This window comes from Brevundimonas sp. SH203 (assembly GCF_002157625.1).
Taxonomy (GTDB): Bacteria; Pseudomonadota; Alphaproteobacteria; order Caulobacterales; family Caulobacteraceae; genus Brevundimonas.
On record NZ_BDMM01000003.1, the window covers coordinates 188,045 to 210,347 of the forward strand.

Annotated in this window: 15 protein-coding genes and 1 tRNA gene; 8 read left to right on the forward strand and 8 right to left on the reverse strand. The window is 67.1% G+C overall.

The window, feature by feature from the left end:
* Positions 1–54: 54 nt before the first annotated feature.
* Genes SH203_RS07880 through galA form a run of 3 tightly spaced genes read right to left on the reverse strand, consistent with a single transcriptional unit; the run spans position 55 to position 6,699 of the window.
* A complete protein-coding gene (locus SH203_RS07880; RefSeq protein WP_087120328.1) occupies positions 55–1,461 on the reverse strand; it encodes an arabinogalactan endo-1,4-beta-galactosidase in 1,407 nt (468 codons plus the stop codon).
* 49 nt (positions 1,462–1,510) lie between these two features.
* Positions 1,511–4,150: a TonB-dependent receptor gene (locus tag SH203_RS07885; protein WP_087120329.1), complete on the reverse strand. Its 2,640-nt coding sequence runs from the start codon at positions 4,148–4,150 to the stop codon at positions 1,511–1,513.
* A 26-nt stretch (positions 4,151–4,176) separates the two neighbouring features.
* A complete protein-coding gene (gene galA / locus SH203_RS07890) occupies positions 4,177–6,699 on the reverse strand; it encodes a beta-galactosidase GalA (protein WP_087120330.1) in 2,523 nt (840 codons plus the stop codon).
* 316 nt (positions 6,700–7,015) lie between these two features.
* Between galA and SH203_RS15285 the strand changes: the two genes are divergently transcribed.
* On the forward strand, positions 7,016–7,459 hold the full coding sequence (locus tag SH203_RS15285) for a hypothetical protein (protein ID WP_143275700.1): 444 nt from the start codon (positions 7,016–7,018) through the stop codon (positions 7,457–7,459).
* Here the strand turns inward: SH203_RS15285 and SH203_RS07895 are convergent.
* Entirely contained in the window at positions 7,422–11,012 is a 3,591-nt protein-coding gene (locus tag SH203_RS07895) for an autotransporter domain-containing protein (protein WP_087120331.1), read from the reverse strand. The genes SH203_RS15285 and SH203_RS07895 overlap by 38 nt on opposite strands.
* 75 nt (positions 11,013–11,087) lie before the next feature.
* The gene (locus SH203_RS07900) at positions 11,088–12,392 is read right to left on the reverse strand and encodes a tetratricopeptide repeat protein (protein WP_087120332.1); all 1,305 of its coding nucleotides are present in this window, start codon (positions 12,390–12,392) and stop codon (positions 11,088–11,090) included.
* A gap of 180 nt (positions 12,393–12,572) precedes the next feature.
* Here SH203_RS07900 and SH203_RS07905 point away from each other — a divergent pair, with 180 nt between their 5' ends.
* A complete protein-coding gene (locus SH203_RS07905) occupies positions 12,573–13,265 on the forward strand; it encodes an IS6 family transposase (RefSeq protein ID WP_087120333.1) in 693 nt (230 codons plus the stop codon).
* Between the two features lie 291 nt (positions 13,266–13,556).
* Here the strand turns inward: SH203_RS07905 and SH203_RS07910 are convergent.
* Positions 13,557–13,646: transfer RNA gene (locus SH203_RS07910), tRNA-Ser, on the reverse strand.
* A 139-nt stretch (positions 13,647–13,785) separates the two neighbouring features.
* Here SH203_RS07910 and msrA point away from each other — a divergent pair.
* From msrA to SH203_RS07940, 6 genes are all read left to right on the forward strand, one after another.
* Positions 13,786–14,436: a peptide-methionine (S)-S-oxide reductase MsrA gene (gene msrA / locus SH203_RS07915; protein WP_087120334.1), complete on the forward strand. Its 651-nt coding sequence runs from the start codon at positions 13,786–13,788 to the stop codon at positions 14,434–14,436.
* Between the two features lie 81 nt (positions 14,437–14,517).
* On the forward strand, positions 14,518–15,840 hold the full coding sequence (locus SH203_RS07920) for a VOC family protein (protein WP_087120663.1): 1,323 nt from the start codon (positions 14,518–14,520) through the stop codon (positions 15,838–15,840).
* Between the two features lie 201 nt (positions 15,841–16,041).
* A complete protein-coding gene (locus SH203_RS07925; RefSeq protein ID WP_234989428.1) occupies positions 16,042–17,889 on the forward strand; it encodes an acyltransferase family protein in 1,848 nt (615 codons plus the stop codon).
* A 153-nt stretch (positions 17,890–18,042) separates the two neighbouring features.
* Entirely contained in the window at positions 18,043–20,007 is a 1,965-nt protein-coding gene (mdoH, locus tag SH203_RS07930) for a glucans biosynthesis glucosyltransferase MdoH (protein ID WP_087120336.1), read from the forward strand.
* Between the two features lie 115 nt (positions 20,008–20,122).
* Positions 20,123–20,443 carry a hypothetical protein gene (locus SH203_RS07935; protein ID WP_087120337.1) on the forward strand — a complete coding sequence of 107 codons (321 nt, stop codon included), beginning with the start codon at positions 20,123–20,125 and terminating at the stop codon, positions 20,441–20,443.
* Positions 20,444–20,519: 76 nt separating this feature from the next.
* A complete protein-coding gene (locus SH203_RS07940) occupies positions 20,520–21,506 on the forward strand; it encodes an SDR family oxidoreductase (RefSeq protein ID WP_087120338.1) in 987 nt (328 codons plus the stop codon).
* Positions 21,507–21,557: 51 nt separating this feature from the next.
* On the opposite strand, the gene SH203_RS07945 is transcribed toward SH203_RS07940, so the two are convergent.
* On the reverse strand, positions 21,558–21,854 hold the full coding sequence (locus SH203_RS07945; RefSeq protein ID WP_087120339.1) for a GNAT family N-acetyltransferase: 297 nt from the start codon (positions 21,852–21,854) through the stop codon (positions 21,558–21,560).
* Between the two features lie 58 nt (positions 21,855–21,912).
* Positions 21,913–22,296 (reverse strand): hypothetical protein, encoded by a 384-nt coding sequence (locus SH203_RS07950; protein WP_087120340.1) that lies wholly within the window; start codon positions 22,294–22,296, stop codon positions 21,913–21,915.
* Between the last annotated feature and the right edge of the window lie 7 nt (positions 22,297–22,303).

Here is a 22,303-nt window from a genome sequence, read left to right on the forward strand (position 1 = left end):
TCGTCGGCTTGGCCCGTGGGACGGCGCGGCCTCGCCTAATCTGACAGAGCGACCCTATCGCGATACCTCGTAATCCGCGCGAAGGCCCTGAGCCGGCACGGGAGCCTTTAACAGTTCGCCATCTCCCAGCACGCCGTGGTCGAACGGGCGGTGGTCGAAGACCTGGAAGGTGATGGTCGTGTCCGGTCGGACGGTGGTCGTGTAGCGATAGAGGGTCGGGTCCGCGGCGTCCGGGGCGAGGCGGATGGCGATGTCGTTGGCGCCCAGGAAGTCGCCCCAGAGCCACAGCGGTCCCGAGGCCCCGGCGGGGCGGCGCAGCGTCAGGGTCACGGGGGCCGCTTCCTGATAGGCGGCCTTGGCGAAGCTGGCGGCGGGGGTGGCCTCGTTGTCGCGACGCCAGTCGAAATAGGTGGCGTTCTCCCAGTTCGAACCCTGTCCCCAGCGCGTCGAACAGGGGGTGGAGACCCAGGCCGGCTCCCAATAGACCACGCCGACGCCGCCCGCGAACTTCACGCGCTGGGTCAGGTCGACCATGTAGCGGCGCTGACCCTCGTAGGTCGCGGGATAGTCGGGCAGCAGGGAATCGGCGCCCAGCAGATTGGGCGAGGAATCGGCGGCGTCCGTGGTGAAGGGATAGGCGGTTTCGACCACCACCACCTCGGCCGGATAGCGATGCCGCAGGCGGTTGATCGTCTGCTCCAGCCCGTCCAGATCGCGCGTCGACCATTTGCGATAATAGCTGAGGCCGATCAGGTCGAAGTCGCGAACACCGTTTGCCCAGGCGGCCGCGAACCAGGGTTCGACATTCTCGGGCTGGGCGATGTGCAGCATGACCAGCGGCTGGATGGCCGATTGCGCCCCGGCGTCGCGCACCGCCTTGATCCCGGCGTTCAGCAGGGCGGCGTTGCGCGCCCAGTCGATGCCCGGCCGGGTCGTCTTCCAGTCCGCCTCGCCCATCAGTTCGGGGTTGGTCTCGTTGCCGACCTGGACCTGATCGGGCATCAGCCCCTCGGCGTCCAGCGTGCGCAGGGTCTGGAAGGTGTAGTCGTACACCGCCCTGGACAGGGCGGGCGTATCGTCGCGAATGGACCGCCAGGCGGCGGGCACGATCTGCTTGTCGCCATCGGCCCAGTCGTCCGAATAGTGGAAGTCGAGCAGGACCTCCATGCCCGCCGCCCGGGCGCGTCGGATCGTCTCGCGCACGTCGTCCAGGTCGCTGTATTTCGTCCATTGCGCGTCATGCCACAGACGCACCCGCACCAGGTTCGTACCCAGATCGGCGAACAGGGCGTAGGGATCGCGCGCCTGGCCGTCCTTGCGATAGACGGCGCCGCAGTCCTCCATCTCGTTCACATAGGACAGGTCGGCGCCGAAGTAGAAGGGCGGCGCCGGCCGCGCCTCCTCGGCCTGCGCGGGCAGGGCGAAGAGGGCGACGAGGGCGGAAAGAACCAGACGACGCATGGTCGGCCTCCGAAAGTGATCGAGAACGGATGGGCTGCGGCGCGTCGGCTCAGTAGCGGAAGGTGGCGTCCAGGCTGAACCGGCGTCCGAACCGGGTGTCGCTGGCCAGTCGGTTCTCGGTGTTGTCGTAGTGAAGCCGGACACGCTCGTCGGTCAGATTGCTGGCCTGGAAGCGCAGGCCGACCTGGCTGGTCAGCTGATAGGAAGTGCTGAAATCCAGCGTCTTCTCGCTCTCCAGGGTGCGAAGCGCCGAGCCGTCCCAGCCGGAAATAACGGTGAAGGGGCTGTGGTATTTGAAGCCCAGACGGCTCTCCAGCCTGCCGTCCGAATACCACAGATCGACGGTCGCGGTTTCCTTGGCCAGGCCCGTCGCCGACAGCGGATTGTTGGACGGATAGAACTCCTTCAGATCGGAATCCACATAGGCGAAGTTGGCGTAGATGCCGAAGTTCCGCAGCGCCGGGATGAAGCTGAACGGCGTCTGGAAGGTCAGTTCCGCGCCGGTGATGCCGCCGCCGCCGCCATTGAACGGCCCCGTGACATTGTAGGTCGTGCCGCCGATGGTCACGGGCTGGGTCGAATAGCCGATGTGGCTTTCGACGTCCTTGTAATAGACGGCGGCGGCGAACAGGGCCTCGGGCGCGAAATACCATTCGTAGGAGAGGTCGACCTGATTGGCGATGTAGGGCTTCAGCAGCGGGTTGCCGGCCGTTCCCGTCGGCGGCGGCGTGGTGTTGTACAGGGTGCGTCCCGCGCGCAGTTCGTCCAGCGGCGGACGCGCCATGGTGCGGGCCAGGCCGAAGCGCAGCTGCCGTCCCTCGGCCAACGTCAGGGTCAGGTTCAGGCTGGGCAGAAGCTGGAAGTCGTCGTTGTCGACGCTGACCGGCCTATAGGCGCCGTCGTTGACCGATTCCTGGCCGTGGCTCGATGTGTCGACCTGAACCGCGCGGGCGCCGAGGTTTCCGGTGAAGGGCAGGCCCATCATCGTTCCGGCGAACTTGGCCTTCACATAGGCTTCGGCCACGGTCTCGTCGACGGACCAGCCGGACTTGGGATCGGCGCTGTTGGCGGGCTGGACGAAGCCGCCGATGGCGGCCTTGGCCACCGCGTCGAAATCGCCGTTGATGAAGGACGGCGTGTCGAAGTCGGGAACCGTGAAGCTGGTCAGCAGACCGGCCGGCAGGGTCGCGATGATCGGCGTCTGGGTCCAGAAGGTGCGGTCGTAGGACTTGGTGCGGTCGGTCACGCGCGCGCCGAACGACAGTTCCGTGATCCCGCTGTCGCCCAGGTAACGGGTGGCGTCGAACCGGGCTGAAGTCAGTTCGTCCGACAGATCGCCGCCGTCCGCCTGGGCCGGTCGATAGCTCTGCAGCGGCTGATTGGCCGGGTTGCCGGTGTCATAGACGGCATAGGCCGACGGCCGCCGACCGGGGGTCATGTCGACGCCGGCCAGCGACGGATACTGTTCGGTGAAGATCGCGCGCCACAGGTTCTCGCGCTTGGCCGACGAATAGGCGACATCGGCCACCAGGGTCCAGTCGCCCAGCGACCACTTGCCGTTCAGGCCGGTGGCGAACAGGGTCTTGTCCTCGGTGTATTTGGCGATGACGTTCGTGACCGAGGCATAGGGCAGACGCGCCGCGACCACCGTGCCGTCGATCAGGGTGTAGGAGGCCTGAGGGTCGCTGTAGGCCCAGGACGAGCCGCCGCCCCAGTTGCCGTAGGTTCCGTTGTTTCCGTACCAGATCTGGTTCTGGTCCTCGTCGATCTTGATGTCGGAATACAGGGCGTCGAAGTTCAGTTCGAACCGATCCGACGGCCGCCATTGCAGGGCGCCGTTGACGCCGTTGCGCGTCTCGGTCAGCCGCTTCACCTGGCTCTGCGCGCCATAGAAGGTGGCGTCGGGGCGGCCGTCGTTGTTGATGTCTCCGGGCGATCCGCCCGTCGCGGCGTCGTTCCAGCCCCAGCCTTCGAACGTCGCATAGCCGTTCTTCTGCACCTGGCGCGTCACGCCCAGGTTCACGCCGAGCGTGTCGCTGAGGGCATGATTGACGTTGGCGCTCAGGCGATAGCCCAGCGGATCGTAGTCCGGCAAATCCTTGCCGGCGTCATAGTAGGCGGCGCCCGCAGTGCCCACGAAGCCGGGCCCACGATAGTCGAGCGGGCGGGCGGTGCGGATGTCGATGGTGCCGGCGATGCCGCCCGAGACCAGATCGGCCGATTGAGACTTGTACACCTCCACGCCGGAAACGATTTCCGACGGATAGATTTCCCAGCGGATATTGCGGTCGGGCTCGGACGAGGCGACCTCGCGCCCGTTGACGAGGCCCAGCACCAGACGCGGCCCCAGGCCGCGGATCGCCGCCTGGCTCTGGTTGCCGCGGTCGCGCGTGCCGTTGATGCCCGGCAGGCGCACCAGCTCCTCGGCGATGGTGACGTTGGGCAGCTGGCCGATGTCCTCGGACGAGATCGCCTCGACCACCAGGTCCGAGCGACGCTTGACGCCGATGGCGCTGCGAAGCGCGCCGCGAATGCCGGTGACGACGACCTCGTCCACCTGCGTCGCCGTGTCGGCCTGCGCCGGGGCTTGGGCGGGGGCCGGCGTCGTCTGGGCCAGGGCCGGCGCGGCGGCGAAGAGTGCAGAGACGGAAACCCCTGCGGCGATGATGGTCTTGCGGTTGATGGTCATGGTGGTCCTCCCCTGGTCGCCTGATTTCAGGTCGATTGTCTGGTTTGTCTGGCGTCGAGCCGCAGCGAAGCGGGGCGCAGGCCCTGCGCGCTGGCGGTGATGGTGATCGGCCCGCCCTGGCGACCCGTTTGCAGGATGGCCTGGGCCAACCCGTTGAAGAGGCGTCGTCGGTCGGCGCGGTCGGCTTCGTGACTGACGGGATTTCCATTGCCGACGCCGATGATCCGGCCGTCGCCCGTCGTCTGGAACTGGATCAGGTCGTCGGCGCGCGGACACGGACGCCCCCGCGCATCCACCACGCTGACCGCGACCATCGCCACGTCTTCGCCGTCGGCGGCCAGCCTCGACCGATCCGCCGACAGGCGCAGGGCGGCCGGCGCCCCGGCGGTTTCGCGCCGTTGGGTGGCGACCAGCCGTCCGTCCTTCCACCCGCGCGCTTCCAGCACGCCCGGCGCATAGGCCACGGTCCAGGCCAGATGGCGGTTACGGACCACAGGCTTCGCCCCCAGCGAGCGACCGTTCAGGAACAGTTCGACCCGGTCCAGGTTGGAATGGACCCAGACCTCAATGTCCTGACCCTCGCGGCCTTCCCAGTTCCAGTGCGGGAAGAGGTGCAGCAGCGGCTCTGGCCGCCACCACGCGCGGTAGTACCCGTAATTGTCCTTGGGAAAGCCGCAGGAATCCATCGCGCCGAAATAGGAGCCGACGCTGGGCCAGCGGTTGTAGGGCGTCGGCTCTCCGCGATAGTCGAAGCCGGTCCAGATGAAGCCGCCCGCGATGTAGGGGCGATCCGCCGCCAGGGTCCACCAGTCCTCGGCGGTCGACGCCCACCAGGGATGTTCGCGGTCATAGGCGGGCACGATGTGGCGTGCGGCGTCCAGGATGTATTCGCCGCGCGTGGCGACGGTGCTTCCCGTCTCGGTGCCCATGATCGGCTGGTCCGGGAAGCGGGCGTGATAGGCTTCCATCTGCGGCGTGCGATAGTTGAAGCCCAGGATGTCGACGACGCGCGACACGCCCGTCCCGAAATCCTGATCCTTCGCCGCCGTGACCGGTCGGGACGGATCGAGGCGATTGACCACCCGCTTCATCGTACGGGCGATGGCGGCGCCGACCGCCGTGCCCTGGATCGCCTGTTCCTCGTTGCCGATGGACCAGGCGATGACCGAGGGCCGGTTGCGGTCGCGCCGCACCAGAACGGCCAACTCCTCCAGCGAGTCCGGGTCGGACGACATCCGCCGGGTTTCGGCGACGACCAGCATCCCCAGCCGGTCGCAGGCGTCCATCAGCTCCGGCGTCGCGGGATTATGAGAGGCGCGATAGGCGTTGCAGCCCATGGCTTTCAGCTGCTGGATGCGCCAGACCTGAAGCGCGTCCGGGATCGCCGCGCCCACGCCGGCGTGGTCCTGATGGCAACAGGCGCCCAGCAGTTTCAGCGGCTGTCCGTTCAGCAGGAACCCTCGCTGCGGATCGAAGACGGCGGTGCGAACCCCGAACGGAACGTCGACCGCGTCGCGCACGACGCCGTCCAGTTCGACCTGGACCGAAAGACGATGAAGCTGCGGATCGGACGGCGACCACAGCGGCGCCGCGTCCCAATCCAGTTCCGCCTCGCCCCGCCCTTCGCCCCATGCCGCGACCGCCACCGACCGCTCGGTCGTCGCCATCGCCAGTCCGTTCGGCGCCAGGACCGTCATTCGCACCCGCGCCTGTCGGGGCGCGTCGGACTGGTTGCGCAGCGCGACCTCGATCTTGCCGACCGCCCCGTCACCGCGCGGCGCGGCCTGGATGAAGACCCCATCGGGCGCGACATGAAGCGGATCGGTCGCCGTCAGCCAGACATGGCGATAAAGCCCCGCGCCTTCGTAGAACCAGCCCTCGCCCAGGCTGGCGTCGACCCGGACGACCAGTCCGTTCGCCTCCCCCGGCCGGGCCACATCCGTAATGTCGATGTCGAACGGGGTGTAGCCGCCGGCGTGTTCGGCGACGATCACGCCGTTCAGGAAGACGATGACGCTGCGAAACGCGCCGTCGAACGTCAGGCCCAGACGCCGGCCGGCCCAGTCCGCCGGAATCTCCAGCTTGCGTCGATACCAGCCGACGCTGTTTTCGGGATGGTCCCGCCCCAGGGCCTTGTAGCCATGCGCGGCCCGCGGATCGTCCTGCCCCTCGGCGACCACCGCCGCGCCGGGATCGTAAGGCAGGTCGATCGCCCAGTCGTGCGGCAGCTGAACGGACGCCCAGGCGGAATCGTCGAAGCCGGCCATGGCGGCCTGGGCGATGGGCGCCGCCTCCGACCCGCCTGTCTTGGCATAGGTGCGCTGGTCCCGCCCGAAGCCGAAATCCTTGTCCTGATCCGCGGCATGCCCCAGGGCGTGCTTCCATCCGAACGCCAGCTTGACGCGGCGTCGCGAAATCTCTGGCCCGGCTGCGGCCTGCGCGGCGCGCGCGTCCCCGGCGGACGACAGCCCCGCCGCCACCGCCAGCCCGCCCGCCCCCTGGATCAGAGCGCGCCGGTCAACGCCCGACCTTGACCCCTGATGCCGCAACACACCGCCTCCCCGCCACGGAGTTTCATCCCCGCCTGTGGCCCAGAGATGCTACCCGCACCCATATTCTGTCAATGAAAGAATTTTTACAGGTAGTTTTATTAGTTTTCTTTACGCACTGGGTCGTGTGGCGAAGGGCAAGTCCCTCGCCGCATCCAATCGCGGAGTCGATCGCCCTCGTCGCGCAGCGCGCCGAGGGCGATGACGTCGCCGGCGAACTTGTGACGACATCGACGACGGCTCCGTTGCCACGGCGGTTTCGCGGCCGCGGCGGACGATGTGACACCAAGCGACGTTAAACTGCAGATGAAACGGCTTGAAGAATATCTGGGCCAGCCCTGTTCGGCCGATCCGCGCGAACACCCGCCTAACGCCGCTGGCGCCTGAATTGTCTGAGAACATCCGCATCGCCCTGGAATCCGTCGAGGCGGCCAGGACGCGCCAGACTGTGACCCTGACAGGACGTGTCATACGGAAGACGATCCGTTCGCGTCAGCCGACCCTGGCGCCGCTTGTTCTCGCCGAGATCAGCCAGCGCCACCCCGACCTCAGCGTGCGCGTTATTCAGGGTGATCCCGTCGAACTGCCGGATCAGTTGAAGGCAGAGCGTCGCGGCGGTGTTCAGGAAATGCGGGCGTGGTTGAGCCATAACATGACGAGACAGCGAGAAGGGGACACGGCGCTCGCCGCCTCCCCTCCTGCCAACCTCGGCTCTTCGCGCGTTAGAACGGCTTGGCGATCGTCAGTCGCACTGAGCTGACCGTCTCCTTGGCCCCCAGACGTGCGCTGAGGTCGCCATCGACTTTCCATCCGCTCTGCGAATACATGCGCAGGGTGGCTCCGATCAGCGCACGTGATCGATCCCAGCCGTTCTCATCGAGATTGTAAGCTGGACCGGTAAGGAAGTCGGCGTATCGGATCGTCTGGCTGCCGGCGTCGCCGAACTCGTGCGACCACTCCAGGCGCAGGCCTGGCGTCCACACGGTTGTTCCGCTCACGGTTCGACGCTCGTAACGGACGCCCAGCGCCGCCTGACGCGACTCGACGGTCCGGTCTTCGAAGGCGAGAGACCAAGACGGCGACCCCGTCTCGGTATAGCCGTCCAGCGAGGCGGTCATGAGATCGAGGCGACCATAGCCGATCCAACGGGCCGGTCCGGACATCCGGTCGATACCGCCTGTGACGGACCCGAACCACATCCCCCCCTCACGCTGGCCGAACACGAGACTCTGGTCGGCGGTGACCCTGCGGGTCAGATCGTAGTCGAGAGCGCCGTAGCCCGTCAGACCGTCCACGAAGACGCCGTCGGTCGGCCGCCAGCTGGCGTAGATGACCCCCACCCAGCTTTCGGCGCTGACATTGGAGCCGGTCGTACCCACGTCGGTGTCTTCCTGACCGAAGCCGACGCCAAGGCCAATATCCAGCGTGTCGGAGGCGCTCATGTCCGCCCCCACGCTGATGCCCGACGTGTGGATCGACAGCTTGGCCGTCTGGCTAGTGGCGTCCCGCTCGCCAAGGCTGATCGCCCCGCTGGTCCAGACCCGCACTCCGCCGGCCTCCGGACGCGATCCTGCGGGACCGGACACAGGCATGCTGTCGGTGGTTTGGCTGTCGGCCGCCCGCAGGGCATTCATCAACGCTTCCGCCTCGCTACGGATGCTGCGTTCGCGAGCACCCATCAGCGTTTGGCCCAGCGGCATCGCCCCCTTAGCCCTGTTGGCCTGGTCCCCTCCCCGCCCCATCAACGCGGAGGCGTCGAGCGAAAGATTCATCGACGACGCGGCCGATCCGCTGTGCAGTTGCTCAAGGCGGCTCTGGAAGTTGCTGATCTGCGTGTCGGCGAAGCGACGGACGGCGCTGGCTTGGGCTGACGCAAGACCCCGGACTTCCGGGTCCAACGCGGGGTTCGGCCGCGCCGTGACGGTAAGGGAAAACGCCGCCATGCCGGTGTTGCCGAAGGCGTCGGTGGAGCGGATGGTGAAGCTATAGACGCCGCTCGCCGTCGGACGACCGCTGATCAGGCCTGACGTCGAGAGCGTCACATCGGCCGGGAGAGCCCCGGACGTGACGGCGTAGCTATAGGTCCCATATCCGCCGGCGGTCGACAGCTGTTGGCTGTAGGACATGCCTTCCACAACGGAAGTCAGGGCGCCGGGCGTGATCGTCAGGGCCGCCGCCGAAATCGAAACCGAATAGGCCTGAACGCCGGTATAGGGTCCGCCGCCTGTCGAGCTGTCACGCGCGGTCACGGTGAAGTTGAAGGTTCCCGTGCCGGTGGGCGTGCCACGGAGGACACCCTCCGCCGTCAGGCTCAGGCCTGCGGGCAAGTCGCCTGACGTGACGCTATAGGTATAAGGGGCCGTGCCGCCCGTGGCCGACAGCGTCTGGCTGTAGGCCGCTCCGCGCGTGCCGCCGGGCAGGCTGGCCGGCGTGACGGTGATGGCCGCAGCCGAAACCGCCAGCGTGTAGTCGCCCGTCGAGGTCAGCCCCGGAGTGTTGGAATCGGTCGCAAGGATGGTGAAGCTGAACGATCCGCCCGAGGTCGGCGTGCCGGAAAGAACACCATCGGCGCTCAGCGTCAGACCCGTTGGCAGGCCCCCGCCGACGATCGTATAGCTATAGGGAGCCACGCCGCCGGAAGCGGTCACCGTTTGCGAATAGCGCGTTCCGACCTGCGCCGTCGCCAGCGCCCCGCCAGGGACGGCAAGGGGGGTGTAGGTGAAGGCGCCGCTGGTGAGCGCCGATGTATTCCCGGCTTCGTCCATCCCACGCAGTCCATAGGTGTGCGAACCCGCGCTCAGGGCAGTCGGCCAAGCATAGCGCCATGCCCCGTCTGCATCGACGGCGATCACGGGAGAAAGCGTGGTCTCGTCCAGCAAGATCTGGATCACCGATTTGGCTTCTGCGGTTCCCTGGAACACGACGGAACCGGACAGGGTGAAACCGTTCTGCGGCGATGTGACGATGGGTGCGGCCGGCGGTGTCGTGTCGATAATCATGACGACAGGCCGTGAAGCGCCACTGACGTTGCCGGCGGCGTCGCCTGCTTTGGCCGTGATCGTATAGCTTCCGTCCGCAAGCGGCGTGGCGGGGCGGTAGGTGAAGACGCCGGCGCCGTCCGCTCTCGCCTGCCCCGAACCACCGCCGCCATTGATGACGATATCGACGAGCAGGTCAGGCTCTGTCTTGCCCACGATCAGGGGGTGGTTCGAGTTGGTTTTGGAGCCGGAAAGAGGATCGGTGATCTCCGGCGCGGCGGGCGCGACGCGATCGACCGCATGGGTCTGGCCCGTGGCGAACGCCTGTGTCGTGCCGTTGACGCCGCCCCCGTTGCCGTCGAGATCGCGAATGGCGTTCTGGGCCAACAGATCGACACGAAGCGTCCCCTCGCCCTGGACGTTGCCGACGACGACCTCCACGGTCGAGCCGCTGGTCGATACTGAGAGGATTTCGCCGGTGGCGCCGCCCGTCGTGGTGAGGCCGAAGTCGCCAGCCGTCACATTGGCGACCGGCTCGTCGAAGCTCGCGCGGAAGGTCACGCTGTCGGCCGTCGAACCGGCCGTCAGCGGTGCGATCGCCGTGACGACGGGAGGTTTCGGCGGAGCGGTAAGCGCCAGCGTAAAGTCGCGGCTATCTAAACCGTAGGCCGATCCTTCATCCGCGGTGATCCCGAGAGCGAATGCGCCGCCGCCGGAAAGGGACACGGCGTTGATTTCGGCCAGGGCGTCCGGACTCAGCGTGATCGTGAAAAAACCGCTAGCCCTGCTCGCCTGTCCGTACGTCTTGCCGGATCGAAAATCGGCGGCGGCGGACATGACGTCTGTCAGCGAACTTGTGGACCCATCCCACGTCGTAATCGGGCCTGATGAAGTCCCGGATACCGAGACCACGCCAAGACTCAGTACGGCGCCAGAGAAGGTTTTTCCGGCTGGTATCGTGAAGACCATCGCCGCCGAGACATTAACACTGGCAACCTTAAAGGTATTGACGGTGTCCCCAGCGCCCAGCCGGGTCAGGCTTCCTGGGCTGGATGATGTGTCGATCTCGTAGATCGCGGTCGGGGCGAGGGCCGTCTGCGCGAGAGCGGGATGCGCAAGGGCCGCCGTCATCAGCGCCAGCAGACCCAGAGCGATATGGGATAGGCGGCGCGTGACGGCGCCGAAAGCCTCAGACAGGCCTTTGAGACGAAGCATAACGAAAATCTCGACGACAAATGCCGCGCCCGGCCGTCGGGTCGCGGTTGGGCTTTCGCCCATGGTCGCCGCGTTATCAGGCCGCCTGAAATCTGAAAGACGGCGCAGCGGGCCTTTCATCTCGTTGCATGCATTTGATAGCGGATGACATCATTTTCGAAGGCCCCGGATAGAGCGGCGGAGCGCGTCCCGAGGTCAGCCGAGAATGCGTTCGAGCAGGGGACCGATTTCCGGGTCGGTCCGCCAACGCGCGAAGGATGCGCCTGGAAACCGAAGGTCTCGCCAATTTTCCCCGCTCGCCTCTACGATCCTGAGCCTTTTCAGCAGTGCGCCACGATCGCCGATCATGGATGCCGCGATCGACGCCGGCAGATTGCCGCCATGCCAGAACGAACTCGGCATGGCCTCCGAGGCCGCCATCATATGCAGCGTTGCGGCCGATCCGCCCTGTTCGAACGCCAGATGTTCGCGGCGCACACGCGCGATCTGGTTCGGGTCGCCGATCAACGTCGCCCACCGCGCTGAATCTTCCAGATAGCCCTCGACGTCGCCGGCCTGGAGACGGAACAACGCAGCGGCGCCCGGAGCCCCCGAGTGGGTCGGAAATCTGCGCTCTACGTCGGCCAGTCTGCGCAACGCCTCATGTGACTCGCCGGTCTGCCATAGGGCGATCGAATAGTCGGTGATCACCGCCGGCGAGTCTGGCGCAAGCCTGACCGCCTGCGTCAACTGTTCGGTTCCATCGGCGATTTCACCCGCATCGACCAGGGCGTTGCCGTACCAGAGATGAGACAGATAGCCCCTCTGATCCGCCCCCAGTGACCGCCGGAAATAGGGCCGCGCCGCAGCGATGTCCCGGTCCGTCCAGTAAACGAGGAAGCCCATGATGCGGTTTGCGTCGGCGTCGTCAGGCTCTAAAGCCAAAGCGGTCGTCGTCGCTGCTCTGGCGTCTCGGAAGGCCTGATTTCGGCTGACGTCGCCGAACTCGCAGGAAAGAATATAGGCATCGGCCAAACCCGAAAAGCCGAGCGAAAAATCAGGATAGCGTGCAACTATCGTTCGGAACTTTACGATCGCGCTCCGCAAGCTTTCAGGCGTTCGCGCGGCCCAGTCCGATCTTGCGTCAAGATACAGCTCCTGCAATTCGGTATCGCGGATCTCCTTCGGTCGCTCTGTTTCCCGCGGGCGCAGGAGCAACAGTCCGCCGCCCACGCCGCCTGTAACGACCACCGTCAGCACCGTTCCGATCAGCAAAGCTCGACGACGCAGCTTGACGGCGGGGGGCGAAATCGTCTGCGCCGCTTGAGGCTCATCGTCCTCAAGTCTCCGCCTCAGCCAGGCGTCGAGGTCCGATGGGCGAGCATAGACCGTCGCGCCGTCCGAAGCACGCTGGACCGGAAAGCCCGGCTGTTTGGACCAGCGGATCGCGGTGCTGGAAGTCACCCCCAAATAAGCCGCGATGGTCTTCCAGCCCTTCAACGATTTCTCGGTCGAGGCCATGTCGCCTGCTGCGGTTGAACGATGATTGTAAGAGGCCGTCCGCTTTACCCGAAGACGGAGGCCCCTGACCAGCGCCCCAGTGGGGTGCCGTCAGTTTAACGCCAACAAGGGTGCTGTCAGTCTAACGCTAACTTGTCTCCACTGAAGGCCGGCGCAGGCGGCGGATTGGGATGAGTTTCGTTGAAGCCGTTATCGTTCAACCGCCATCGCTTCCCGGCGGAGGTCATTCGCCATGCCGTATGGCTCTACTTTCGCTTCAGCCTGAGCCTTCGGGACGTTGAAGAGTTGCTTGCGGCGCGAGGGATCGACGTCAGCTACGAGACCATCCGCTGCTGGACGATCAAGTTTGGACCCCAGATCGCAAAGCGGCTGAAGCGGCTCCGCCCCTCCCCTTCCCCTCGCTGGCATCTGGACGAGGTCGTCTGTTCGATCGGCGGAAAGCGCATGTTCCTGTGGCGCGCCGTGGACGACGAAGGCGAGGTGTTGGACGTTGTCGTTCAGCGACGGCGAGACACGGAGGCGGCTCTGGTGCTGTTGAAGCGATTGCTGCGGAACCAGCCTGTCGAGCCAGAACGCATCGTCACCGACGGTCTTCGATCATATCCAGCTGCTCTTGAGGCGTTGGGCCTGCGCCATCTGCATTCACCCGGCCGGCTTAGGGAGAACAATCGGGCGGAGAATTCACACCTCCCGATCCGACGACGCGAGCGACAACAGCAGCTGTTCAAGTCCCAGGCTTCAGCCCAGCGTTTCCTCATCACCCACGCAGCGATCTACAACACCTTCTACACCCAACGTCACCTCATCGGCCGGCCCACGCTTCGACGCTTTCGCGCTGAGGCTGCCTCGGCTTGGGTGGCGGCTGCGGCTTGAGATTTCGGTAGGTTGGGCAAGTTGCCGCTGCCGGCGACTAACCTGACAGTGCTTAACCACGGACTTGGCTCGGATCATCGTGGTTCGGCCTTCTTCGATGTCCTCAGGTGCTTATCGCGACAAATAAGGCGTTCTCAGTTTCCTTGCTCGGAAACTTGAGCTTTGCATCAGCTCAATGCGCATTGCATTGCTCACCGCGCCGAATGCGAAAAATGAGCGCAAACTCAAGCGTAACCGCGTTGGTGGGTGAACACCCAACGACATCAAAAAATCGTTCTAAAACAACGCGCGTGGCGGACAGAGAGGGATTCGAACCCTCGGTAGGCTTTCACCTACACACGCTTTCCAAGCGTGCGCGATCGACCACTCCGCCACCTGTCCGTTTCACGCCAACTCGTGCGCGCCGCCGGAGGTCGATCCGGCGGGAGGCGGGCCTGATAGAACACCCTCGCCCCCTCGGCAAGCGCCTCTCGCGTCCCCATATGCGGATCGAAGTCATTTTCCGCCGAGGAACCCGCCCATGCTGTTCAAGAAAAGCGCCGAACTGCCCACGCCAGAGACCGCCCTGCCCGGCCGCGCCGAGCCGCTGGCCACCGACGCCCACCACTATGTTAGCGGCCATCCGCTGAAGGGCCCCTATCCCGACGGGTTCCAGACGGCGATCTTCGGCATGGGCTGTTTCTGGGGCGTGGAGCGCATCTTCTGGCGGTTGCCGGGAGTGTGGGTGACGTCGGCCGGCTATTCCGGCGGGATCACGCCCAATCCGACCTATGAGGAGACCTGCACCGGCCGCACCGGCCATACGGAGGTGGTCAAGGTCGTGTTCGATCCGGCCGTCATCACCTACGCCGAACTGCTGAAGACCTTCTGGGAGAACCACGATCCGACACAGGGAATGCGCCAGGGCAACGACGTCGGCACAACCTATCGCTCGGCCATCTATACGCTGAACGCCGAGCAGCAGGCCGAGGCGCAAGCCTCGCGCGACGCCTATCAGGCCGCCCTGACCCAGGCCGGGCGCGGGACCATCACCACCGAAATCGCGCCGGCGGGCGACTATTTCTACGCCGAGGGTTATCATCAGGGTTATCTGGCCAAGAACCCGGCCGGATACTGCGGCATCGGCGGGACGGGCGTGGTCTGCCCCATCGGCGTCGGCGTTGAAGCCTGACGCCTAGCCGCCCATCCGACGGCCGCCGGGTTTCGTCCGGCGGCCGACCGGCCTATGGATCGGCGAAAAATGGGAGCCATCATGTCCGCCTTCGTCCATCCCGACGACATTCGCAGCCGGTTCTCGGCCGCCCTGTCCGCCATGTACCGGGCCGAGGTGCCGCAGTACGGCGATCTGCTGACGCTGGTGGCGGACATCAATGCGAGCGTGCTGAAGGCCGATGCGGCGGGCGCCGACCGGCTGGCGGCGTCGGGCGAGCTGGCGCGTCTGTCGGAGGAGCGCCACGGCGCCATCCGCGTCGGCACGGCGGACGAACTGGCCACCATCGCCCGCGCCTTCGCGGTCATGGGAATGGCGCCGGTCAGCTATTACAATCTGGCCCCGGCGGGGGTGCCGGTGCATTCCACCGCCTTCCGGCCGGTCGATCCGGCGGCCCTGGCGCGCAATCCGTTCCGGGTCTTCTGCTCTCTGCTGCGGCTGGAGCTGATCGAGGACGAGGCCCTGCGGGCCGAGGCGGCCCAGACCCTGGCCCGGCGCGACATCTTCACCCCCGACGCGCGCGCCCTGATCGAGACGGCCGAGCGCGAGGGCGGTCTGGACGCGGACCAGGCCGACCGCTTCGTCGCCGAACTGCTGGAGACCTTCCGCTGGCACGCCGAGGCGACGGTCAGCGCGGCGACCTATGAACGGCTGGTGGCGGCCCACCGGCTGATCGCCGACGTGGTCAGCTTCAAGGGGCCGCACATCAACCATCTGACGCCGCGCACCCTGGACATCGACGCGGCCCAGGTCGCCATGCCCGCGCGCGGCATCGCGCCCAAGGAAACCATCGAGGGGCCGCCCGCCCGCGCCTGCCCCATTCTGCTGCGCCAGACCAGTTTCAAGGCGTTGCAGGAGGCGATCACCTTCCCCGGCGCCGACGGCCCCACGGCTGGCGCCCACACCGCCCGCTTCGGCGAGATCGAGCAGCGCGGCTGCGCTCTGACGCCCGCCGGCCGCGCCCTGTACGACCAGGCGCTGGCGACCCGGGACTTCTCCGCCCTGCCCGACGACTGGGACGCGCTGCGCCGGGGCGAACTGGCCTGGTTCCGCTATCGCCCGACGCCCGAGGGTCTGGCCAGCCGGGCCGAGACCGCCGATCTGGACGCCCTGATCGCCCTGGGCCGCGTCGTCGCCGAGCCGATCACCTACGAGGACTTCCTGCCGGTCAGCGCGGCCGGCATCTTCCAGTCCAACCTGGGCGCCGAGGCCCGCCAGACCGCCTACGCCGTCGACCCCGCCCGCGCCGACTTCGAAACCGCCCTGGGCCGCCCCGTCCAGGACGAGATGGCCCTGTATCGGGCCGAACAGGACGCCAGCATAGCCGCCACTCTGAAGGCGTTGGGGCTGGCGACGACGGCCTAAGTTTTTCCGCTCATCCCGGCGAAAGCCGGGACCCAGCACTTTGGGCGTTTCGATGCGAGACCAAGGACTCGGCGCCGATCCCATGCCGCTGCCCCATGGACGGACTGGGTCCCGGCTTTCGCCGGGATGAGCGGATGAGGAGTCTGCCCGAGACCATCCGTCGTCTTGCCTGACCGCGCAGCTGGTCGCATAGACGCGGCCGTGAACCCGCCCGCTTCCACGACCCAGCGCCGTTACGATCTCGACTGGATACGGGTCGGCGCCTTCGGCCTGCTGATCCTGTATCACGTCGGCCTGGTCTATGGCGTCTATGACTGGCACGTCCACAGCGCCCACACCTTCGAGTGGATGCGCGAGGCCATCCTGATCACCAATCCCTGGCGGCTGACGCTGCTGTTTCTGGTGTCGGGCGCGGCCTTGCGGTTCATGACCCTGCGTCGCACCCCGCGCCAGGTGGCCCGCGCCCGGTTCGAGCGGCTGGTCCCGCCCCTGCTGTTCGGGGCGGTGGTGCTGGTGCCGATCCAGGCCTGGATCGAGGCGATGGACAAGGGCGGCTGGCCCGGCGGCGTCGCCGGATACGTCGCCTGGATGGGGCGCGAGTTCGGGCCCAGCGGCCTGGCCGACGGGGTGCCGGTCAATCACCTGTGGTTCATCGTCTATATCGCCGCCTACAGCATCGTGGCGATCCTGCTGTGGCGTCGGGCCGGCCTGATCGAGGGGCTGGGGCGCGGGCTGGAGCGCGCGCTGAGGGGACCGTGGCTGCTGGTCCTGCCCATCCTCTATCTCTTCGCCATCCGCTACAGCCTGTTTCCCACCTTCGGGATCACCAACGTCCTGCACTGGGACTGGTACAACCACGCCCTGTCGCTGGCGGCCTTCGTGTTCGGCTTCGCCATCGTCGGGCGCGAGGATCTGTGGCGGACCATCGAACGCTATCGCTGGATCGCCGCCGGACTGGCGGTCACGGCCCTGCCGATCATGATGATCCAGGTCTGGCATCCCGGCGCGCGCGCCTTCTGGGACGTGCCGCGCGCCCTGGTCTATGCGATCGACCAGTGGGCCACCATCGTCGCCATCTTGGGCTTCGGCTCGAAGCATCTGCGCGACCACAGCGGGCCGGTGCTGACCTATCTGACCCAGGCGACCTTCCCCCTCTATCTGGCGCACCAGACCGTTCTGGTCGCCGCCGTCTGGATCATCCGGCCCGCCGCCCTGCCGGCGGGGCTGGAGGCGCTGGCCCTGGTCGCCGTCACCTTCCTGGGCAGTCTGGCGATCTACGAGGTCGTGCGCCGCATCCCCGCCATCCGGCCGCTGTGGGGGCTGAAGCCGCTGGACGACCGCCCCTGGCCGCTGGACCTCAAGGCCCTGCTGAAGCCCAAGCTGCGCTATCACCGTCGCCGTCGCCTGCTGGGCGTGGGGGTCGCGGCGCCCCTTCTGGCCCTGACGGTGGTGGCCGTCGCCATCCTCGCCTACCCCGGCTTCAACAACGCCACCCAGTATCTGAGCGAGCTGGGCGGGGCCAAGGCCCAGGCGCCGATCATCTTCAACGGCGGGGTCTTCGTCGCCGGGATCATGGCCGGGCTGGCGGGCGTCGGATTCGGACTGGCCATCTACGCCCTGACCGGCGCGCGGGTGGCGGGCTGGGTCGTCGCCGTCGTCTTCGTTTTGGCGGGCGGGGGCATGTCGGCCTCGACCCTGTGGCCCTGGCCCGATCCGCGCCACATGGTCATCAACCTGGCCCTGGGCATCCAGCTGGCCCCGCTGCTGCTGCTGTGGGGGCTGGCGAAACGGCGCGACATGCCGCGTCTCAAGGTCTTCCTGATTGCGACCTTCGTGGTCATGGCCGTCCTGACCGTCCTGACCAAACATCTGGTCCTGCCCGGCACGGTCAACGACGCCAACGTCGGCTGGTGGGAGCGGCTCTACGCCCTCGTCCTGGTGTGCTGGGTCGGGGTTGCGGCCTGGGTTCTGGACCGTAAACTGCTGTCGGTCGCCACAGAGTCGCCGCCGCATCGCCCGACCGTCGCCCCCTTCGACGTCCCGGCTTGACGAAACCCCCACAATTTTCGGTTTCATCAACATTGCGTGATTGAAAATCGCGCGAATGTGATCGATTATGCAGGGCGTGTTGCAGTGCAGCACTCCGCGTCGTTCCCAGCCCTCGGGACGGCGTTCGGTTCACTCGGGGGCGTCCAGAGCGGCATGAACAAGCTGGCGATCCGGCCTGTCGAACAGGCTGAAATCCAGACCACGATTCCCGGCGCGAACACGCCGTCCTGGTCGTGGCTGCCCGACGAGGCGCGACTGGCCATGCCGGTGCAGTCGCTGGCGGCGCCCGACGCCGTCGCCGAACTGACGCCCGCGACCTCGCCGCGCACGGTGGCCCTGCGCCGTCTGGCCCTGCTGGCCGGCACAATCGTCATGACGGGCCTGTCCGCCATCGCCCCCTTCTACCTGTACGCCCGCAAGGGTTGGGACGGGACCGAGATCCTGGCCTTCAGCCTGTTCATGGTGCTGATCACCGCCATCTCCTGCTGGTTCGTCAGCGGCCTGATGGGCCTGTTCGTCATGCTGCGCGGCAAGGATCAGCAGGATCTGGCCTTCTCGCCCCATCCGGCCATGCCGCGCACCCGCACGGCCCTGTTGATGCCGCTGTACAACGAGGACGCCCGCGCCTCCTTCGCCCGTCTGGCCATGATCGACCAGTCGCTGGCCCGCCTGGGCGCCGCCTCGGCCTTCGACATCTTCGTCCTCAGCGATTCGACCAAGGAAGACGCCGCCGCCGACGAGCGTTCGGTGTTCCAGTCGTTCCGCCTGACCGCCCATTCCAAGGCCTTCTACCGTCGCCGCACCGACAACGCCGAGCGCAAGGCCGGCAATCTGGCCGAATGGGTCCGTCGTTTCGGCGGCGCCTATGAGAACATGATCGTCCTGGACGCCGACAGCACCATGGCCGGCGAGACCCTGCTGCGCATGGTCGACGCGATGGAGCGCAATCCCGGCGTCGGCCTGATCCAGACCGCCCCGGTCATCATCAAGGCCCGCACCATCTTCGCGCGCGTGTCGCAATATTCGGTGCGTCTGTACGGCCGCGTCGCCGCCGCCGGCCTGGCCTACTGGACCGGCTCGGAGTCGAGCTACTGGGGCCACAACGCCATCATCCGCACCCGCGCCTTCGCCGCCTGCTGCGGTCTGCCGCACCTGAAGGGCCGCAAGCCCTTCGGCGGCCACATCATGAGCCACGACGTCGTCGAGGCCGCCCTGATGCGCCGCGCCGGCTGGGCCGTCCACGTCACCGCCTCGCTGGACGGATCGTGGGAGGAAACCCCGCCCTCGATCACCGACTTCATCCGCCGCGACCACCGCTGGTTCCAGGGCAATCTGCAGCACCTGGGCCTGATCACGGCCAAGGGCCTGTCGCCGATGAGCCGCCTTCAGCTGCTGATGGGCTGCATGGCCTATATGTCCTCGCCCCTGTGGCTGGCGTCGCTGATGGTCGGCCTGTTCATCCAGATGTTCTATCCGGTCGACTGGTCCAGCTTCTTCTACATCCTGAACCCGCAGTTCACGCCCTTCATGCTGGCGTCCTTCCTGTCGGGCATCCTGCTGATCGGGCCCAAGTTCATGGGCGCGGCCCTGGTGCTGAGCCGCCCGGCCGAGCTGCGCGCCTTCGGCGGCCGCCGCGCCATCGCCCGCGGCATGGCGGCCGAGATCGCCCTGTCCGCCATCCTGGCCCCCATCCTGATGGTCGCCAACACCAAGGCCTTCCTCCAGATCGTCTCGGGCCACGACACCGGCTGGTCGACCCAGCAGCGCGAGGCCGACGGCCTGGCCTGGTCCGACGCCTTCCGCGCCATGCGCTGGCAGATGGTCGCCGGCGTCGGCTTCCTGATCCCGCTGGCCGTCCGCCCCGACCTGGCCACCTGGTTCGCCCCGATCGTCCTGCCGCTGCTGCTGGCCGCCCCGATCGCCGTCTGGACCTCGCGCGTCCGTTCCGGCGACGCCCTGGCCAAAAAGGGCTTCCTGGTCACGCCGGTTCAGGATGGCGTCAGCGTTTCGCCGGCCGTCCTGCACACGCCCCGTTCGCCGCTGCGCGCGGTCGCCGGCGGCGTCCTGGCCCCCGTCGCCGCCCCCGCCATGGTCCCGGCCCGCGCGCCGGAGCTGTAAGGGTCCACCGATGCGTGGCGGCCACAGTGTCGCCACAACCGTTACGGTCAAGCTCGACGCGGAGGCGACTTCGCATCACCTTCGACCTCTGACCTTTTCGGGGAGACGTGATTCCATGGCCGCCAAGTCCAACGGTTCCGACACCAAGCCCGACCTGCGGCTCGTCGCGGCCGAGGCCGAGATATACGATCTGATGAAAGCCCCTGAAACCACCGCCGACCGCGTCAAACGCCTGCAGCTCGAAGCCCACGCCCTGGCGCTGGAAGAGATCGAGGCGCTGGAGAAGCTGCTGCTGGACGCCGCCGCCAAGGCCAAGGCCATCGCCGACGGCGGCGACGCCTATCCGGTCGGCGCCCGCGAGATCGCCTCGCGCCTGGCGACCGACCTGCCCAATCGCGCCGAGACCATCAAGACCATCGTCCACCGCGTCGGCTGACCGCCGAACCTGAGCCGTCGGAACGACTGGCGCTCCCGACCGCTCTCCTGAGGCCCCCCTCTTCAGGAGACGATCCATGGACGACAAGACCCACGCGCGCGCCGACGCCGTCGCCGACCACGAACGCGCCATCCAGCGCGACATCGACGCCAGGGACCGGGCGTCCGGCGACGCCACGCCGTCCGGCGCGGTCCAGGCCGGCGCCCGGCCCTATCCCGAACCGCCCTTCCCCAGGCAGCACCAGACCAAGCCCGGCGACGAGGCGGCGCTCGATCCCGCCCCCTTGTATGATGCGCCGTTCTGGAAAGGGTCGGGCAAGCTCGACGGGTTCGCCGCCCTGATCACCGGCGCGGATTCCGGCATCGGCCGCGCCGTCGCCGTCCTGTTCGCGCGCGAGGGCAGCGACGTCGTCATCTGCCACCTGGACGAGGACGCCGACGCCGAGATCACCAAAGCCGCCGTCGAGGCCGAGGGCCGACGCGCCCTGGTGCTGAAGGGCGACGTCTCCGATCCCGCCTTCGCCGAGGCCGCCGTAAAGGCCACGCTGGACGCCTTCGGTCGCCTCGACGTCCTGGTCCCCAACGCCGCCTTCCAGGAACACGTCCCCGCCTTCGAGGACCTGACCTACGACCATTTCGACCGCACGCTGAAGACCAACCTCTACGGCTATTTCAACATGACCAAGGCGGCGGTCCCGCATATGCGGAACGGCGGCGCCGTCGTCATGACCGGCTCCGTGACGGGGCTTCAGGGCAACAAGGACCTGCTGGACTATTCCCTGACCAAGGGCGGCATCCACGCCTATGCCCGATCGCTGGGCACGCATCTGGCGCCGCGCGGCATTCGCGTGAACGTGGTCGCGCCCGGCCCCGTCTGGACCCCGCTGAATCCCGCCGACAAGGATGCCGAAGCCGTCTCGGAATTCGGGTCGCAGACGGTCATGAAACGCCCCGCCCAGCCTGAAGAGATCGCCCCCGCCTACGTCTTCTTGGCCTCGCCCCAGATGTCCAGCTACATCACCGGCGAAATCCTGCCGATCATCGGCGGCTATTCGGGGGGCTAGGACGCCGCGTCATCCTCGCCGCGCCGGCGAGGATGACGGCCCGCACGGAACCTACGCCAGCACGTCGTCGTAGTCTGGATGTCGCTTGTGCCAGGCGACGGCGTAGCTGCACTGCGGATACAGCTTCATCCCCGTCTCGCGCGCGCGTTCGGCCAGGGCCTGCATGAACCGCCCCGCCGCGCCCGATCCGCGCAGGGCGTGATCCGCCTCGACGTGCAGGATCATCCGCGCATCCCCGCGCACGGCGTAGTCGGCCCAGACCTGGCCCGCCCCGCCCTCGCTGTTGAAATCCTGTTCGAAGCGGTTCTCGTCCGCCTTGTCGATCAGTTCGCCCCGGCCGTCGGTCATGCGTCGCTCCTGTGTGTCCAGGCATCAACCGCCGACCGGGCCGCCGCGTTCCCGCCCTTCAGATCGGCCGGTTCTGCACCAGATTGATCAGCCCCAGCACGCTCTTGACCGTGAACCATACGCTGAGCAGGAACCAGATCAGCACGAACAGCAGCAGGAACGGTATGCCGATCAGAAACACCGAGGCGACGGCGCTGATCCCGATGCCGATCCAGGCCGCGATGGTCCACCAGAACACCGACCAGAACAGGGCGATCTGCGCCTCGACGTGCTGGCGCGCCACGCCCGTCGCCGTGCCGCGCGTGACGTAGGACACGACCAGGCCGATCAGCACCAGCACGTTCGCGCTGGGGATCGACAGGATGAACAGCGCCCAGGCGATCAGGGCGCCCACCTTGCCCTCCGGCTCGCGTCCGGCGGAGAAATCGGGGGCGTCGGTCATGGTGATC

What these genes read in the sequence shown, in the direction of transcription:
- SH203_RS07880 (WP_087120328.1), bottom strand. Translation starts at nt 1,461, where the DNA reads ATGCGTCGTCTGGTTCTTTCCGCCCTCGTCGCCCTCTTCGCCCTGCCC.
- SH203_RS07885 (WP_087120329.1), bottom strand. Translation starts at nt 4,150, where the DNA reads ATGACCATCAACCGCAAGACCATCATCGCCGCAGGGGTTTCCGTCTCT.
- SH203_RS07895 (WP_087120331.1), bottom strand. Translation starts at nt 11,012, where the DNA reads ATGAAAGGCCCGCTGCGCCGTCTTTCAGATTTCAGGCGGCCTGATAAC.
- SH203_RS07900 (WP_087120332.1), bottom strand. Translation starts at nt 12,392, where the DNA reads ATGGCCTCGACCGAGAAATCGTTGAAGGGCTGGAAGACCATCGCGGCT.
- msrA (WP_087120334.1), top strand. Translation starts at nt 13,786, where the DNA reads ATGCTGTTCAAGAAAAGCGCCGAACTGCCCACGCCAGAGACCGCCCTG.
- SH203_RS07920 (WP_087120663.1), top strand. Translation starts at nt 14,518, where the DNA reads ATGTCCGCCTTCGTCCATCCCGACGACATTCGCAGCCGGTTCTCGGCC.
- mdoH (WP_087120336.1), top strand. Translation starts at nt 18,043, where the DNA reads ATGAACAAGCTGGCGATCCGGCCTGTCGAACAGGCTGAAATCCAGACC.
- SH203_RS07935 (WP_087120337.1), top strand. Translation starts at nt 20,123, where the DNA reads ATGGCCGCCAAGTCCAACGGTTCCGACACCAAGCCCGACCTGCGGCTC.
- SH203_RS07940 (WP_087120338.1), top strand. Translation starts at nt 20,520, where the DNA reads ATGGACGACAAGACCCACGCGCGCGCCGACGCCGTCGCCGACCACGAA.
- SH203_RS07945 (WP_087120339.1), bottom strand. Translation starts at nt 21,854, where the DNA reads ATGACCGACGGCCGGGGCGAACTGATCGACAAGGCGGACGAGAACCGC.
- SH203_RS07950 (WP_087120340.1), bottom strand. Translation starts at nt 22,296, where the DNA reads ATGACCGACGCCCCCGATTTCTCCGCCGGACGCGAGCCGGAGGGCAAG.